Annotated in this window: 12 protein-coding genes; 9 read left to right on the top strand and 3 right to left on the bottom strand. The window is 67.7% G+C overall.

Annotated elements, in window-relative coordinates; all coding sequences use genetic code 11:
- The first annotated feature begins 6 nt into the window (after positions 1-6).
- The 7 genes from V5F63_RS02695 (at position 7) to V5F63_RS02665 (ending at position 11042) form a co-directional block, all read left to right on the top strand.
- Complete coding sequence (locus V5F63_RS02695) at positions 7-813, top strand: enoyl-CoA hydratase/isomerase family protein (protein WP_209487583.1); 807 nt, start codon at positions 7-9, stop codon at positions 811-813.
- A gap of 39 nt (positions 814-852) precedes the next feature.
- On the top strand, positions 853-2187 hold the full coding sequence (locus tag V5F63_RS02690) for an MFS transporter (RefSeq protein WP_394101510.1): 1335 nt from the start codon (positions 853-855) through the stop codon (positions 2185-2187).
- A gap of 90 nt (positions 2188-2277) precedes the next feature.
- A complete protein-coding gene (locus tag V5F63_RS02685) occupies positions 2278-3996 on the top strand; it encodes a thiamine pyrophosphate-binding protein (protein ID WP_394101509.1) in 1719 nt (572 codons plus the stop codon).
- Positions 3997-4031: 35 nt separating this feature from the next.
- On the top strand, positions 4032-5495 hold the full coding sequence (locus V5F63_RS02680; protein ID WP_394101508.1) for an aldehyde dehydrogenase family protein: 1464 nt from the start codon (positions 4032-4034) through the stop codon (positions 5493-5495).
- Positions 5495-7210: a GMC family oxidoreductase gene (locus tag V5F63_RS02675; protein ID WP_394101507.1), complete on the top strand. Its 1716-nt coding sequence runs from the start codon at positions 5495-5497 to the stop codon at positions 7208-7210. Before V5F63_RS02680 ends, V5F63_RS02675 begins: the two co-directional genes overlap by 1 nt.
- Before the next feature lie 458 nt (positions 7211-7668).
- Complete coding sequence (locus V5F63_RS02670; protein ID WP_394101506.1) at positions 7669-10101, top strand: TonB-dependent receptor; 2433 nt, start codon at positions 7669-7671, stop codon at positions 10099-10101.
- A gap of 227 nt (positions 10102-10328) precedes the next feature.
- A complete protein-coding gene (locus V5F63_RS02665) occupies positions 10329-11042 on the top strand; it encodes a nitroreductase (RefSeq protein ID WP_394029562.1) in 714 nt (237 codons plus the stop codon).
- A gap of 12 nt (positions 11043-11054) precedes the next feature.
- Here the strand turns inward: V5F63_RS02665 and V5F63_RS02660 are convergent, their stop codons facing one another.
- Positions 11055-11561, bottom strand: a complete 507-nt coding sequence (locus V5F63_RS02660; protein WP_394101505.1) for an isochorismatase family protein — start codon at positions 11559-11561, stop codon at positions 11055-11057.
- Positions 11562-11648: 87 nt separating this feature from the next.
- Here V5F63_RS02660 and V5F63_RS02655 point away from each other — a divergent pair, with 87 nt between their 5' ends.
- The gene (locus V5F63_RS02655; RefSeq protein WP_394029564.1) at positions 11649-12584 is read left to right on the top strand and encodes a GlxA family transcriptional regulator; all 936 of its coding nucleotides are present in this window, start codon (positions 11649-11651) and stop codon (positions 12582-12584) included.
- A gap of 37 nt (positions 12585-12621) precedes the next feature.
- Here V5F63_RS02655 and V5F63_RS02650 read toward each other — a convergent pair whose 3' ends face one another.
- Positions 12622-13107, bottom strand: coding sequence for a DUF1269 domain-containing protein (locus tag V5F63_RS02650; RefSeq protein WP_169122216.1), 486 nt, complete (start codon positions 13105-13107; stop codon positions 12622-12624).
- A 244-nt stretch (positions 13108-13351) separates the two neighbouring features.
- On the opposite strand from V5F63_RS02650, the gene V5F63_RS02645 reads away from it, so the two are divergent.
- Entirely contained in the window at positions 13352-14479 is a 1128-nt protein-coding gene (locus V5F63_RS02645) for a helix-turn-helix transcriptional regulator (RefSeq protein WP_394101504.1), read from the top strand.
- Between the two features lie 367 nt (positions 14480-14846).
- Here the strand turns inward: V5F63_RS02645 and V5F63_RS02640 are convergent, their stop codons facing one another.
- Complete coding sequence (locus V5F63_RS02640) at positions 14847-15938, bottom strand: DUF8606 domain-containing protein (RefSeq protein WP_394101503.1); 1092 nt, start codon at positions 15936-15938, stop codon at positions 14847-14849.
- Positions 15939-15940 lie beyond the last annotated feature (2 nt).

Genomic DNA, 15940 nt, shown 5'->3' with positions numbered 1-15940 from the left:
TCCAAGATGGCTGTTGCCTACACCTTCGCCGACCCCCGCCTCGCCAAGCTGGACGGGTTCGGCGTCGAGATCGATGAAGCCCGCGAGCGCGCCGACATCATCCTGAACCGCCCGCCCTTCAACATCGTCTCCATGCCGGAGCGCGACCAGCTGCGCCTCGTGTTCGAGACGCTGGACGAGGATGACCGCGTGCGGGTCATCGTGGTGCGCGCGGTGGGCGAGCACTTCTCCTCCGGCGGCAACATCAAGGGCTTCATGGAGGCCTCTCCCGAGACCGTCTCCAAGCTTGCCTGGAACATCGCTGCGCCGTTCCGCGCGTCCAAGCCCGTGATCGCCGCCAACCGAGGCTTCTGCTTCGGCGTCGGCTTCGAGCTGTCGCTGGCCTGCGACTTCCGCATCGTGACCGACACCACCCAGTACGCCCTGCCCGAGCAGAAGCTCGGCCAGATCCCCGGCTCCGGCGGCTCGGCGCGCCTGCAGATGATGGTGGGCATCACCCGCACCAAGGACATCGTGATGCGCTCCAAGCGCATCAGCGCCCAGCAGGCCCTCGACTGGGGCATCGCCACCGAGAAGGTGGCCGACGCGGACCTCGAAAAGGCCACCGACGCCCTCGTGGATGAACTCCGCGCCTTCTCGCCCATGGCCCAGCGCACGGCGAAGAAGCTGCTGAACGACACCGAGGATTCCCCGCTCTCCATCGCCATCGAGCTGGAAGGCCACTGCTACAGCCGGCTGCGGCAGTCGCACGACTTCAAGGAGGGCGTCGAGGCCTTCCACGAGAAGCGCAAGCCCGAATTCAAGGGCTTCTGAGAGCCCAACACGCCCCTCAGGGGCCGGGAGGAAACAATAATGTCCGCTCAAGACGCTACTGACACCGCCGCGATCGCGGTGGGGAGCCGCCAACGCAACAGCGCGATCATCGCGTCCGTTCTCGGCTGGTCGCTCGATCTGTTCGACCTGTTCATCCTGCTCTATGTGGCGCCGGTGGTGGGGCAGCTGTTCTTCCCCTCCACCCATCCCACATGGTCGCTGGCGGCGGTCTATGCCTCGTTCGCGGTGACGCTGCTGATGCGGCCCATCGGCTCGGCGCTGTTCGGCCACTATGCCGACGTGCACGGCCGCAAGGGCGCCATGCTGGTGGCCATCATCGGCGTCGGCCTCTCCACCGCCGCCTTCGGCCTGCTGCCCACCATCCATCAGGTCGGCGCCATCGCCCCCGTCATCTTCCTGCTGCTGCGCCTCGTGCAGGGCGTGTTCGTCGGCGGCGTGGTGGCCTCCACCCACACCATCGGCACGGAATCGGTGCCGCCCAACTGGCGCGGCTTCATGTCCGGCCTCGTGGGCGGCGGCGGCGCGGGCATCGGCGCGCTGCTGGCCTCCATCGTCTTCCTCATCACCTCCACCCTGTTTCCCGGTGACGCCTTCGCGGAGACCGGCTGGCGGGTGATGTTCTTCTCCGGCCTCCTCTCCTCCTTCCTCGGCTGGTTCATCTTCCGGAACCTCGAGGAATCTCCCTACTGGAAGGAGATGCAGAAGCAGAAGGCGGCGAAGAAGGCCGCGGGCACCGCAAGCCAGGCGCCGCTCAAGGCCCTGTTCGCCGGCGGCTATCGCAACGTGCTCCTGGTGAACCTGCTCATCACCATCGGCGGCGGCGCGGGCTATTACCTCACCTCCGGCTACATGCCGACCTTCCTGAAGCTCATCAACCAGCTGCCGAACCAGACCTCGTCCTACATCCTGATGGCCTGCTCGGTGTCCGCCCTCGTCTCGGCGGTGCTTGTGGGCACGCTCAGCGACATCATCGGCCGCAAGAAGACCTTCCTGCTGGTGGGCGTCGCCGCCATCGTCCTCCTGCCGACCTTCTATCTCGGCATGGCAAAGACCACCGACCTCTCCTCCATCGTGCTTTATGCCCTCGGCATCGCCTTCGTGGGCAATGCGGGCTACGCGCCGGTGCTGATCTTCCTCAACGAGCGCTTCCCCACCGCCATGCGCGCCTCGGGAACCGGCCTGTCGTGGAACATCGGCTTCGCCATCGGCGGCATGATGCCCACCTTCGTCTCGCTGGCCAGCCCGACGCCCGCGGACCTGCCGCTGTCGCTCTCTTTCTTCGCCGGCGGCGTGTTCGTGCTCTACCTCATCGGCACGCTCATCATCCCGGAAACCAAGGGCAATTTCCGCTAGGCTGAGCCTCCCTCAAACGCGCGAGTCGCGCCGAAAGGCGCGGCCTCGCCCCCCGGAAAGAGCCGGGCAAGACCACACACGGGCAGGACCATGGCGAACACGAAGACCTTGCGCTCCGGCGGCGAAATCCTGGTGGAGGCGCTGAAGATCCATGGCGTCGAGCGCGTCTTCTGCGTGCCCGGCGAGAGCTTCCTCGCAGCCATCGACGCCCTCGCCGGCGCGGACCGCGCGATCCAGACCATCGTCACCCGCCACGAGGCCGGCGCCGCCAACATGGCGGAGGCCTATGGCAAGCTCACCGCGAAGCCCGGCATCTGCTTCGTCACCCGTGGCCCCGGCGCGAGCCATGCGGCGATCGGCGTCCACACCGCGTCGCAGGATTCCACCCCGATGATCCTGTTCATCGGGCAGGTGGGCTCGCACATGCGCCAGCGCGAGGCGTGGCAGGAGGTGGACTATCCCGCCATGTTCGGCGGCATGGCGAAATGGGTGGTGGAGATCGACCGCCCGGAGCGCATCCCGGAGCTGGTCTCCCGCGCCTTCCACGTCGCCACCTCCGGTCGTCCCGGCCCGGTGGTTGTGGCGCTGCCCGAGGACATGCTGGCGGCCGAGTGCGAGACGGCGGATGCGGAAGCCTATCGCCGCGTCGCCGCCCATCCGGGCGCGCAGGACATGGCGCGGCTCGCCGCCATGATCGCGGAGAGCGCACGTCCGCTCGTGCTGGTGGGCGGTGGCGGCTGGACGAAGGCCGCCTGCCGCGACTTCGCGCATTTCGTGGAGGCATTCGATCTGCCAGTGGCGGCCGGCTTCCGCCGTCAGGACATCCTCGACAACAACCACCCCAACTTCATCGGCCACGCCGGCCTCGGCCCGAGCCCGAAGCTCGTCGCCCGCATCCGCAACGCCGACCTGATCATCGCGGTGGGCGGACGGCTCGGCGAGACGACCACCAATGGCTACACCCTGTTCGACCTGCCGCGCCCGGCGCAGCGGTTCGTGCATGTGCATGCGGACCCCAACGAACTGGGACGGGTCTATCAGTCGGACCTGCCCATCAACGCGGGCATGCCGGAGTTTGCCGCCGCCGCGGCGGCCTTGAAACCCAAGGGTCCGACCGGCTGGCGCTCCCGCATGCCATGGAGCGACGAGGTGCGGGTCGCCCGCTCGGCCTATGAGGCGGACCAGACCCCCGGCCCCATGCCCGGCCGGCTCGATCTCGGCGCGGTCATGATGCATCTGCGCGAGGTACTGCCGAAGGATGCCATCCTCACCAACGGCGCCGGCAATTACGCGATCTGGGTGCACAAGTTCCACCGCTACGGCGGCTTCCGCACCCAGCTCGCGCCCACCTCCGGCGCCATGGGTTATGGGCTGCCGGCGGCCATCTCGGCCAAGCTCCACGATCCCGCGCGCGAGGTGATCTGCTTCGCCGGGGACGGCTGCTTCCTCATGAACGGGCAGGAGCTGGCCACCGCCTGCCAGTACGGCGCGGGCGTCGTGGTGCTCGTCGTCAACAACAACATGTACGGCTCCATCCGCGCCCATCAGGAGCGCGAATATCCCGGCCGCGTCTACGCGACGACGCTGGAAAATCCGGACTTCCCGGCGCTCGCCCGCGCCTATGGCGCGTTCGGCGAGAAGGTGGAGGAGACGGCGGCCTTCGCCGATGCCTTCGCCCGCGCCCGCGCCTTCGCCGCCGAGCACAGGAAGCCCGCGCTGCTCGAACTCGTCATCGACCCCGAGGCCATCACCCCTTCGACCACGCTGACCGCGCTGCGCGAGGCGGCGCTCAAGGCGGGTCACGGTTGACCAATAAAGGCCGTCACGGACGGCCGGGAGGACAAATGAACGCCATCGCTCCGCTCGCGGCCCAGAACCTCATCGACGGCATCTGGCAGGGCGCGCTCTCCGGTGAGACCGCGCCGAGCTTCGATCCCGCGACCGGCGCCGTGCTCGGCCATTTCCCGGCGAGCGGCGCGGCGGACGCCGAGGCGGCCATTGCCGCCGCACGGCGTGCCTTCGAGCGGCCGGAATGGTCGCAGGCCCCGCGCCTGCGGCAGATGGTGATGCTGCGCTGGGCGGACGCCATGGAGAACAAGGCGGACGCCCTCGCCCGCCTGCTCACCGCCGAGAACGGCAAGCCGCTCGCCCAGTCGCGCGGGGAGATCGCGGGGTCCATTTCGGAGATCCGCTATTATGCAGGCATCACCCGCTACATCCCCGGCCATGTGTTCGAGGTGGAGCCGGGCGCCTTCTCGACGCTTCTGAAGGAGCCGGCGGGCGTCGCCGGCCTCATCATCCCGTGGAACGCACCGGCCGTGCTGCTCATCCGCGCATTGACGCCGGCCCTCGCGGCCGGCTGCACGGCGGTGGTGAAGCCCGCCGCCCAGACTGCCCTCGTCACCGCCGAGATCCTGCGCACGCTCGCCGAGGTCGAGGGGCTGCCGCGCGGCGTCCTCAACCTCGTCACCGAGACGGGGCACGACGTGGCGCGCACGCTGGTGGCCTCGCGGGAGGTGGACGTCATCTCCTTCACCGGCTCCAACGCCACCGGCGCGCGCATCATGGCCGATGCCGCGCCCACCATGAAGAAGCTGTCGCTGGAGCTGGGCGGCAAGTCCTGCTGCCTCGTGTTTGAGGATGCGGATGTGGAGGCCGTGGCGCCGAAGCTCGCGGCGGCGGCCACCATCATCGCCGGCCAGCAATGCACGGCGGCGCGGCGCATCCTCGTCCACGAGAGCCGCTTTGAGGCCATGAAGGCGGCGCTGAAGGGCGCTCTCGCCAGCCTCAAGATCGCCCCCGGCGCGGCGGAGGGCAGTCAGATGGGTCCGCTCATCGACGAAGCCTCCCGCGTGCAGGTGGAGCGCAAGACGGAAGAGGCCATGGCGCTGGCCGACGAGGTGGTGCTCGCCGGCAGCCGGCCGGGTGGCGCGCTCGAGATGGGCACTTTCCTCTCCCCCACCCTGCTGGCCCATGCCGACACCGGCGCCTTCTTCGTACAGGAGGAGATCTTCGGCCCGCTCGTGGTGATCGAGCGCTTCACCGACGAGAAAGACGCCGTGACGCGCGCCAACCACACCGACTACGGCCTGTCCGCCAGCGTGTGGACGCGCGACGGCGCGCGGGCCATGCGGGTGGCGCGGGCGCTGCGCAACGGCACGGTGTGGATCAACGACCACAACAAACTGTTCGCCGAAGCCGAGACCGGCGGCTATCGCCGGAGCGGCCTCGGCCGGCTGCACGGCTATGACGCGCTGATCGACTTCATGGAGATCAAGCACATCTACCAGGAGGCCGGGGTGGTCTGATGCCCGGCCACGCCCCCATCCCCGACATGCTTTTCTTCGACACGGTGATCGTCGGCGGCGGCTCCGCCGGCTGCGTCATGGCCAACCGGCTCTCGGCCGATCCCGCCCACAGCGTCCTGCTGATCGAGGCCGGCGAGGACACCCCGCCCGGCGCGGTGCCCGAGGCCATCGCCGACAGCTATCCCATGGGCCTGTTCCAGGGCGACCGCTTCGTCTGGCCCGGCCTCTCCGCCTTCACCGCCCGCCGGCCGGACGGCTCGCGCGGGTCGCGGGCCTATGAGCAGGGGCGCGTCATGGGCGGCGGCTCCAGCATCAATGTCCAGTCCGCCAACCGCGGCCTGCCGCGCGATTATGACGAATGGGCCGCCCTTGGCGCCGCCGGCTGGGGCTGGGACGACGTGCTGCCCTACTTCATCAAGCTGGAACGCGATCTCGATTGCGGTGGGCCGCTGCATGGCAGGGACGGCCCCATCCCCATCCGCCGCATTCTGCCGCCCGGCTGGCCCCCCTTCGCCGATGCCGCGACCTCGGCCTTCGCCGCCAGCGGGCTGCCGCGCCGGCTGGATCAGAACGGGGAAGTCGGGGACGGCATCTTCCCGCCCGCCTTCAACAACGAAAACGACAGCCGCGTCTCCGCCGCCATCGGCTATCTCGATGCCGCCGCCCGCGCCCGCCCCAACCTCGCCATCTGGCCCCGCACGCGCGCGCTGCGCCTGCGCATGACTGGCGCGCGGGCCTCCGGCGTGCAGGTGGAGCGGGACGGGACCGTCACAGAGGTGGCCGCCGGCCGCATGGTGGTGACGGCGGGCGCGTTGCAGACGCCGGCCATCCTCATGCGCGCCGGCATCGGCGACGGGGTGGCACTGGCGGCGCTGGGCATGCCGGTGGCAATCCACCGGCCGGGCGTGGGGCGCAACCTGCGCGACCACCCCACCCTCACCTTCTGCCAGTATCTGCCGGAGCGGCTGCGCCTGCCCATGACCTATCGCCGGGCCAGCTTCGCCGCCCTGCGGTTCTCCTCCGGCGTGGAGGGGGGCGAGGCCTCGGACCTCTACGCCACCGCCTCGGCGCGGGCGGGCTGGCATGGGCTGGGCCGCCGGCTCGGGCTCTATTTCCTGTGGTGCAACCGGCCGAGATCCAGCGGCTCCGTGCGCCTCGTCTCGCCCGATCCGAGCGTCTATCCCGAGGCCGACCTCAACCTGCTGGACGATCCCAGCGACCTCGCGCGGATGAAGTCGGGGGTGCGCACCCTTTTCTCCCTCCTCGTCTGTGAGGCGCTGAACCCGGACGCGGGGGATGTCTTCCCCGCCGCCTTCTCGCCGTTCGTGAAGCGCCTCAGCCGCGTCTCCCGCGCCAATGCGGTTGTCGCTGCGGCGCTGGGGGCGCTCCTCGACGTGCCGGCGGGCCTCCGCCAGATGGCGCTGAAGCGCTTCATGTCCGGAGGCCTGTCTCTCGCCGAGATCGTGGAGGACGATGCGCGGCTGGAGGCGTTCGTGCGGGCCAACGTGTTCGGCGTCTGGCACGCCAGCGGCACCTGCCGACTCGGCGCACAGGACGACCCCGGCGCGGTGCTCGATCCCACCGGCCGCGTCATCGGCAGCGAGAACCTCTATGTGGCTGACGCCTCCGCCATGCCGCGCCTGCCTACCGCCAACACCAACATTCCGGTGCTGATGATCGCCGAGAAGATCGCCGCCGGCCTCGCCCGGCGTTGAGCCGGGCCGAACAGGCGACACTGGGCGACGGGGGAGGACAAGTCTGGAGGGCGCCTGTAGAGTCGCCTGCGACGCAAGCGAAGCGCAAACCCTCCAGACATTGCCAAATGTTCCCGAATTTCATTGCCGAATCTTCCCGAGCGTTCCCTGGAAGACACACCCCGAAAACCTAAGAAAATTCTCAGCCCTCTGTCCGATTGACGGCATTCTGGGCGCGCCTATGGTTTTCAGGTGGTAGAATTCTGGTGTGACGACCCACACGGTTTCCCTGAGCTTTCGCGGGTCATCTCGGCGACGTCACACCGCCAAAAAAACAGCCCCGGTCGGACGAGGGCTGAAAGGGGCGGGACATGCACGGGGAGCGCGAGAGCGGGGCCTCACGGCACGCACAGCCGCAGCGGGTTGCACCCCGCCGCGCGTCCGGACAATCTGCGGCGGGCAGCGCGTCGTGGCGCGCGATGGCGGTGGCCCTCGGCCTCTCCGCCGCCGCAGTGCCGGTGGCGCTGCTCGCGGCCTTCCCGGCACGCGCGCAAGAGCAAAGCGATGCATCCGGCACCCTCCAGCTCGGCACCGTGGAAGTGGTCGCCACCACCCCGCTCTCCGGCACCGGTATTGATGCGGACAAGGTGCCGGGCTCCGTCACAATCATCGGCGCCGATCAGTTCGACCGGCTGAATTCCTTCGCCGTCACCGATGGCCTGTTCCAGTACACGCCCAGCGCCAACACCTCGGATGTGCAGGGCAACGCCTTCTTCCAGGACTTCCGCTATCGCGGCTTCGCCGCCTCGCCGCTGCAGGGCACGCCGCAGGGCATCGCCGTCTACCAGAACGGCATCCGCCTCAACGAGGGCTTCGGCGACACGGTGAACTGGGACCTCATCCCCGAGGTCGCCATCAACCGGGCCGAGGTGTTCTCCAACAATCCCGCCTTCGGCCTCAACGCTTTGGGCGGCGCCGTCTCCATCGAGATGAAGAACGGCTTCAACTATCACGGCTTCGAGGGCAGCATTCAGGGCGGCTCCTTCGGCCAGATCGGCGGTAACATCCAATACGGCGGCGAGAAGGACGGCTTCGGCGTCTATATCGCGGCCGATGCGGTGCATTCCGACGGCTGGCGCCTGCAGTCGCCCGCCGATCTCGCCCGCTTCTACAGCGACTTCGGCTGGAAGAACGACAAGACCGAGGTCCATCTCGTCGCCAGTGCCGCCACCACCAATCTCGGCGTGGTCGGCCCCACCCCGGTGGAGATGCTGAACCAGAACTGGAATTCCATCTACACCTGGCCGCAGACCACCGAGAACAACGTCGGCCTCCTCGCCCTCAACGGCCGCTATGACCTCACCGACACCTGGCAATTGCAGGGCAACCTCTATGCCCGCAAGTTCAGCCAGACGCATGTGGACGGCAACGACGCCGACCTCGAAGCCTGCTCCAACACCTGGAACCCCGGCGTCGGCAATACCAAGATGTGTCTTGAGGAGGACCAGTTCACCGGCCCGGCCGGCGGCGGCAATCCGATCACCAACCCCACCTACGCCGCGTTCCGCAGCCAGATGGTCCTCTACGATCAGAACGGCAACACCATTCCCTTCACCGCGCTCGGCCCCAACCAGCTCTACGGCGTCATCAACCGCACCTGGACCGACACCACGACCTATGGCGGCTCGGTGCAGGCGACCAGCACCGACAAGCTCCTCGGCCACGACAATTACTTCGTCGTCGGCGGCAGCGTGGATTCGAGCCAGATCAATTTCCGCTCCAATACGGAGCTTGGAATTACGAACACCAATACGCTGGAAGTGGTCGGCCTCGGCAAATACCTGCACAACATCCCGAACTATTCCCTGCCGGAGCAGTATCAGGTCTTCTATCTGCCGGTCGACCTCAATGCCAGCGCCACCTATTACGGCCTCTACGCCACCAACGCCTTCGACATGACCGACCGGGCAACCCTGACGGTCGGCGCGCGCCTCAACATCGCGAACATCTCGATGCAGGACGCCACAGGCACCAGCCCCCAGCTCAACGGGGACTACACGTTCGCCCGCATCAACCCGCTGATCGGCCTCACCTATAAGCTCACGCCCGAGGCGACGCTCTATGGCGGCTATTCGGAATCCAACCGCGCGCCCACCCCGCTGGAGCTGAACTGCGCCGATCCCAACCGCCCGTGCCTGCTCGAAAACTCCCTGGTGGCGGACCCGCCGCTGGAGCAGGTGGTCTCCCACACCTACGAGGCGGGCCTGCGCGGCGGCGGCGCGCTGTTCGGCGGCAAGGTGAACTGGAAGCTCGGCGTCTATCGCGTCGACAGCGACAACGACATCATCGCGCTGGCCAGCCAGCAGACCGGCTACGGCTATTTCACCAACGTTCCCGCCACCCGCCGCCAGGGTTTCGAAGCGGAGATGCAGTATGTGAACGGGCCGTGGAAGTTCTACGCCAATTACGCCTATCTCAACGCCACCTACCAGTTCACCGGCTATCTCGCCTCGCCCAACAATCCCTATGCGGTGGATGAGCAGGTGCTGGTGACGCCGGGCGACACCATCCCCGGCATCCCGGCCCAGACGCTGAAGTTCGGCCTCGACTACATGGTGACGCCCAAATGGAAGGTGGGCGGCGACGTCATCGCCGTTTCCAGCCAGTATTATGTCGGCGACGACGCCAATCAGGCCCCCATGCTGCCGGGATACTGGGTCGCCAACATTCACACCTCTTACCAGGTGACGGACAACATCCAGGTGTTCGGCTACATCAACAATCTGTTCAACGCGAAGTACGCCACCTACGGCACCTTCTTCGACACGGATTATCTTGGCCTCAGCAATCCGCAGATGCAGTCACCGGGCCAGCCTTTCTCCGCTTATGCGGGCCTGAAGGCGACCTTCTGAGGCGGCGGGCACGCCTTCATCTGCGCGAGTGGGCGATCGGCGGGCGCGGGGGTTCGCCGATCGTCAGTCTCAGGGCGGACCCGGGGCGCATACCGGGTCCGCCCCCTGTTTTCTCTTCCGGGCAGTCTTCTCTTCACCGACCGCCGGGCACGCGCTACCTTCCGCGCCCCGCGTGGGCCTCTGCTGGCCTCTCGCGTGCCTCTCCGTTGCCGGTGATGTCTGCCCCTATGCCCGATTCCGCTGCCCCTCCCCCTGTCGGACAGTCCCTCTCGGCCGAGGAGGCGATCCGCTCGCGGCGCTCCATCCGCGCCTTCCTGCCGACGCCGGTGCCGGACGAAACCGTCGCGCGCATCCTGGAGCTTGCCGCCCGCGCGCCCTCGGGCTCCAATATCCAGCCCTGGCGCGTGCGGGTGCTGCGCGGCGCGCCGCTCGCCACGCTGACGGCCGAGCTGCACGCGCTGTCCCTCTCCGGTGATGGCGGCGCCGAGGAATATGCCTATTACCCCCGCAAGTGGCGCGAGCCCTATCTCGCCCGCCGCCGCAAGGTGGGCTGGGACCTTTACGGCGCGCTTGGCATCGGCAAGACCGACACCGGCCGCATGCGGGAGCAGCACGCCCGCAACTTCCTGTTCTTCGATGCGCCGGTGGGCCTCATCTTCACCATCGACCGCGACATGGAAGCGGGCTCCTGGCTCGATTACGGCATGTTCCTCCAGAACATCATGATTGCCGCGCGTGGCGTGGGCCTCCACACCTGCCCGCAGGCGGCCTTCATGCTCTACAGCACCGTGATCGCGGAGCGCCTTGCCATCCCCGACACCGAGATGGTCATCTGCGGCATGGCCCTCGGCCACGCCGACCCCGCGGCGCCGGAAAACAGGTTCGAGACGGTGCGCGAGCCGCTGGAGAACTTCGCGCACTTCATCGACACCCTCGCCTGAGGCGAGGCCGCCTCAGGCAAGCCCCGCCTCCGCCGCGGTGACGACCTTCGTCTTCGAGCAGATGGCGTTGAGGGCGATGCGGTGGACCACCTCGATGGGCGCCGTGCACAGGTCGCCCACCACCGAGACCCGGTAGGCATCCGCATCGCGCGACAAGGCGGTGAAGACGACGCAATTCTGCGTCATCATTCCGCAGACCAGCAAGTCGTCCGTGCCCGCGAGATGGTGGGCGAGGTCGGTCTCCTGAAAGGCATCGGCAAAGCGCTTGGTGACGACCGGCGCGTCCCCGGCCGCGGCCAGGATGGCCGGGCGGATGGCGATGCCTGGCCCATCTGCCGCGAACAGGCCCTTGGGCGCGCTGGAGACATGGCGGACAAGCACGATGCGGTCGCCCGCCGCCCGAGCCGCGACGATGGCCGCGACGATGCGCGCCTCGGTCTCTTCCGCCTGCCAGAGCGGCAGCACGCCGCCGGGGAAATAATCCTGCTGAATGTCGATGACGAGAAGGGTGCGGCTCATGTCGGGCTCCTGTGGCGCCATCCTTCTAGAGGTGCACGATACAGGCGTTCAGTGGCCTGATGGACAAGATTGATGTAGATCGGGCCAATGCGCCTTGCCATTCTCGCCTATGACGGCATCAGCCCCTTCATGCTGTCCACGCCCCTCGCGGTGTTCGGCGAACCCTTCCTCGCAGGAGGCCACGGCGTGGACGTCTGCGCCGAAGCGCCCCGCCTGTCCGCTACCGGCGGCCTTGTGATCGAGGCGCCGCATCCTTTGTCCGCCGCCCGCAAGGCTGACGTGGTGATCCTGCCCGGCTGGCGGGATGCGGACGAACCGGTACCGGATGCCCTGATCGCGGAGCTTGCGGCGGCGGAAAGGCGCGGCGCGCTGGTGGTGGGCCTGTGCCTCGGCGCCTTCGGCCTCGCGCAGGCGGGCCTGCTCGACGGCCGGCGCGCCACCACCCACTGGGCGCGGGCTGAGGCCTTTGCCGCGCGCTATCCCGAGGTGCGGGTGGATGCCGGCGCGTTGTTTGTCGATGAAGGCCAGGTCCTGACCTCGGCCGGCATCGCGGCGGGGCTCGATTGCTGCCTGCACCTCATGGCGCGGCTCTCGGGCGTGGGCGAGGCGAACCGGGTGGCGCGCCATCTCGTGGTGGCGCCCCAGCGGGCCGGGGCTCAGCCGCAGATCATCGCGCGGCCCACCATCGCCACATCGGCCGACAAGAAAGTGACCGATCTGCTGGAAGACCTCAGGGCCGATCCCGCACAGGCGCCTGCGCTCGACGATCTCGCAGCGCGCATGGGCATGAGCCGGCGCAGCCTCACCCGTCACATCCGCGCACGCACGGGCGGAAGCCTCGGTGATTGGCTGAAGCGGGCACGGCTGGCGCAGGCCCAGGATCTGCTGGCCTCTGGCGCCCGCGGCCTCGAAGCCATCGCGCAGCGCTGCGGCTTTGCGGACGCGCACGCTTTGCGCAGCGCCTTCCGCGCGGAACTTGGCACCACGCCGCGCCAGTGGCTGGCGCGGCAGAGGCTGGATTGAGCGGGCGCCATTCCGGGGGAATAGCGCCCCCTGGGACTCAGACGCCCTTGAGCGCGGCCTGAAGCTTTTCTTCCTGCTCCTTGGAGAGGCTGGTCTGCAGCACGGTGCCGCCGAACTGGGCCATGTCGGCCACCACCTTGTCGGCGGTCACCTTGCCCACCAGCACGCAGAGCGCCGCCTGGTTCGGACCGAGCGCGGAGCTTGCCTGCTTGATGAAGTCGTCATTGATGCCGACATCGGTGAACTTGCCGGCGAGCGCGCCGGCGCCGGCGCCGATGGCCATGCCGAGCAGCGGGTTGAGGAACAGAAGGCCGACGAGCCCGCCCCACAGGCCGCCCGAAGCGGCGCCCGCGACGGTGGTGTTGATCATCTGGTGCAGCTTGATGGAGCCGTCTTCCTGGCGCACCGCCACCACCGCGTCGCCGAGCTCGATCAGATATTCCTTCTGGAGCTTGAGCAGCTCCTGCCGCGCAGCCTCCGCCTTGGCCTCGGAATCATAGGCAATGATGATGAGGTCGGCCATCTTGGTCTCCAGCTCCCGTCGACGGGCATCGCGTTGCACCCGCCGCCTTCTCTACAGGCCAAGTCGCGCCAATGCGCAACCCCCGCCTCACTTCGGGACGGCCCGGAGCGCCCCCGCGCATCTTGCGCCTCCTGCCTCCTCCAAATGGAGGTGCGGCGGGCCGCCGCAGCAGAAGAGACCATCGCGGTGAAGCCTTGACGACCACCTTAGGCTGTATCTCGCTAGGTCAGGGTTGGGGGCGACCATGACAAGACGAGACATCCTGCCGGTCATCGACACGCTTTACGAGGCGGCGCTGCACCCGGAAAAATGGGCGGGTGCGCTCGCGGCCCTGTCCGATGTCATGGGCGCCATCGGAGCGACCATCGTTCCCATCGGAACCTGGACGTCCGTCCGCAGCATCGCCTCCAGGAGCCTCGAAGAAGCGAACCTCGAATACCAGCAGGGGTGGTGGCAGCACGACACGGCCACCGCTCGCGTCATGGCGCGCGGCATCCGCCCCGGCACGGTCGGGACCGATCGCACGGTCATGACCGAGGAGGAAATCCGCCGCGATCCGTTCTACAACGAGTTTCTCCGGCGCCACGGAATCCAGCAGCCCCTGGCCGCCATAGCGCGGGTGCAGGAGGATCACCTTGTGGCGATCTCGGTTCAGAGCGGCCTGAATCGGGAACTGTTTCAAAAGGACGATCTGGACGCCATGACGGCCCTCTCGCCCCACCTCGGGCGGGCGGTCGCCATAACCACGTCGCTGGTCGAGGCGCGTGAGCTGACGGCCGACCTCGCCGAGGCGCTCCAGCGCGTGGACCTCGGCCTGATCCTGCTCGATCGCCACGGCAATGTCCGCCACGTCAATCTCATGGCCGAACAGCTCCTCGGCGACGGGCTCGTCGTCACGAACCGGCGCGTCCACGCATCATCCCGGCGCGACGATGCGCGCCTTCAAGGCGCGATCCGCAACGTACTGCCGGGCCATGCGCTTCCTCCGTCGGGCGGCGTGGTGCTGCGCCGGCCGAGCGGCAAGGCGCCGCTCCACATCGAGCTGGCTCCGGTCAGGCCCCGATCGGATGTGATGGAAGCCATCTCCTTCGGCGGAGGCGGCGCGATGCTGCTCGTCCGAAATCTCGAGCCGAAGCTCAAGGACGTCCAACACCACCTGCGGGCGCTCGGACTTTCCCCGGCCGAGGCCAGGCTGGCCGAAGCTGTCGGCCAAGGTGTCACGCTGCGCGATTTTGCCGAGATACAGGGCGTCTCCTACGAAACCGCCCGCACGCACATGCGCTCCATATTCGCCAAACTCGGCATCGGGCGCCAGGCTGAGCTGGTCGCGCTCGTGACGCGGCTGGCATCCAGCGTGGGAGGACAGAAGTAAGGAGCCGAGGCGGACTGGTTCGGGCGCGCACTTCGTCGCAAAGTCGGAGGCGCGCGGAACAAAGCCAGCGGGACCAAGCGCGCTGGCACGCCATCGATGCTGACAATCGCGCCATCATGCAGCGCGGGTACAACCTGACCTCAGCGGATCCGGAGAGGCGCTTATGGAGCCATAAGTCTATGATTTCGCATCTGCTTCAGACGTGCTTAGACGTCTCTGGATGCTGAAATGGTGCCAGGAGAGGCAACGAATAAATTCATCAACCATCTGATATCAAACAAAATAATATTTTGACGAATTTGTGATGCCCCCAAATGTACCCCCAATTGCTCAGGCTACCCCCTCGGCAGCCCATCGCGCGGGCCAATCATACCCCCTTGTCCCATCCCGGAAACAGTTCCTTGAGCCGCTCCACCGTGTGGCGCCATTTCGGGGTGCGGGGGGCGCAGACGGTGTTCTGGTTGCCGAACATGCCGGTCTCGTTCACCGCCTGAGACAATGGCCGGGTCGCGAGCCATTCCATGGGCACGAAATATTCGCACCGCTCCGGGTCGTCGGCGACAGAGCGGTAATGGCCCTTCATCACCTCCAGCGCCGGGCGCTCGACGCCGGTCTCGTCTTTCACGGTGAAGTCGGAGGCCGGGACGGAACTGCCGCGCGCGCGACCGACGCCGACGAAGCCGTAGCCGGGCGCCTTCACCCACACCAGATCGCCATCCTTCAGCAGCTTGAGCGTGCCCGTGTACCAGGAGCCGCCGCCCGCGCTGATAAAGCCATAGCGGCGGGCGTCTTCCCAATCGCGTTCGCCGTCGTGGCCGAAGCTGGCATAGAACTCGCCGTTCCACGGCTCCTTTTCGCCGGAGGCGCTGCTGCTCGATGCGGCCACCTGCGTCTCGACGGGATCGAGCAGCCAGGCGCGGCTCAGCAATTGGCCGGCATCGGTCTCGAACACCTGAAAGCAGAGCACGTTGATGGGAATGTCGCGGCGGTTGAGATAGCCGACAATGCGCTCGCTGGCGGCATCCAACTCGGATGCGACGATGACGATCTGATGGTTCTGGTTCAGCGTGTCGGGATCGAGCTTCTGCCCGAAGCGGCGGGCGAAGGCCGCGTCGAGGCTGTCGCCCTTGGCGAAGCGGGCATAGATGCGATTGAGGTCCTGCGCCTCCAGCCCTTCGGCCCAGGTGGCATAATCCAGTGCCTGCGCCACCACTTCACGAGGGGTCTTGCCGCGCTTCAGCTCGATCAGGATCAGCGTGCCGTCGGGGGCGAGGGCGAGGAGGTCGATGCGGCCGGAAAAGCCGGTGTCCTCCTGCCGGCCGATCATCATCCATTGCCGGGAAAGGATATCCGGCGCAGCGACGATCATCTCCTCCAGCAACGCCTCACTCGGCAGGCTCGCCTCAGCCAGCCGCGCCGGTTGTGCGCCGACCCGCCAAAGACTGTGATGGATGGGCATGA

This window comes from Xanthobacter wiegelii (assembly GCF_043193855.2).
In the GTDB taxonomy this organism is placed as follows: Bacteria; Pseudomonadota; Alphaproteobacteria; order Rhizobiales; family Xanthobacteraceae; genus Xanthobacter; species Xanthobacter flavus_A.
The sequence above is the reverse complement of the archived record's forward strand: the minus strand, read 5'-3'. Positions and strand labels throughout refer to the sequence as shown.

Bases quoted from the DNA above. Each gene is read 5' to 3' on its own strand.
- V5F63_RS02690 (WP_394101510.1), top strand. From the start codon at position 853: ATGTCCGCTCAAGACGCTACTGACACCGCCGCGATCGCGGTGGGGAGC.
- V5F63_RS02680 (WP_394101508.1), top strand. From the start codon at position 4,032: ATGAACGCCATCGCTCCGCTCGCGGCCCAGAACCTCATCGACGGCATC.
- V5F63_RS02655 (WP_394029564.1), top strand. From the start codon at position 11,649: ATGCGCCTTGCCATTCTCGCCTATGACGGCATCAGCCCCTTCATGCTG.
- V5F63_RS02670 (WP_394101506.1), top strand. From the start codon at position 7,669: ATGGCGGTGGCCCTCGGCCTCTCCGCCGCCGCAGTGCCGGTGGCGCTG.
- V5F63_RS02685 (WP_394101509.1), top strand. From the start codon at position 2,278: ATGGCGAACACGAAGACCTTGCGCTCCGGCGGCGAAATCCTGGTGGAG.
- V5F63_RS02665 (WP_394029562.1), top strand. From the start codon at position 10,329: ATGCCCGATTCCGCTGCCCCTCCCCCTGTCGGACAGTCCCTCTCGGCC.
- V5F63_RS02675 (WP_394101507.1), top strand. From the start codon at position 5,495: ATGCCCGGCCACGCCCCCATCCCCGACATGCTTTTCTTCGACACGGTG.
- V5F63_RS02650 (WP_169122216.1), bottom strand. From the start codon at position 13,107: ATGGCCGACCTCATCATCATTGCCTATGATTCCGAGGCCAAGGCGGAG.
- V5F63_RS02660 (WP_394101505.1), bottom strand. From the start codon at position 11,561: ATGAGCCGCACCCTTCTCGTCATCGACATTCAGCAGGATTATTTCCCC.
- V5F63_RS02640 (WP_394101503.1), bottom strand. From the start codon at position 15,938: ATGCCCATCCATCACAGTCTTTGGCGGGTCGGCGCACAACCGGCGCGG.
- V5F63_RS02695 (WP_209487583.1), top strand. From the start codon at position 7: ATGGCTGTTGCCTACACCTTCGCCGACCCCCGCCTCGCCAAGCTGGAC.
- V5F63_RS02645 (WP_394101504.1), top strand. From the start codon at position 13,352: ATGACAAGACGAGACATCCTGCCGGTCATCGACACGCTTTACGAGGCG.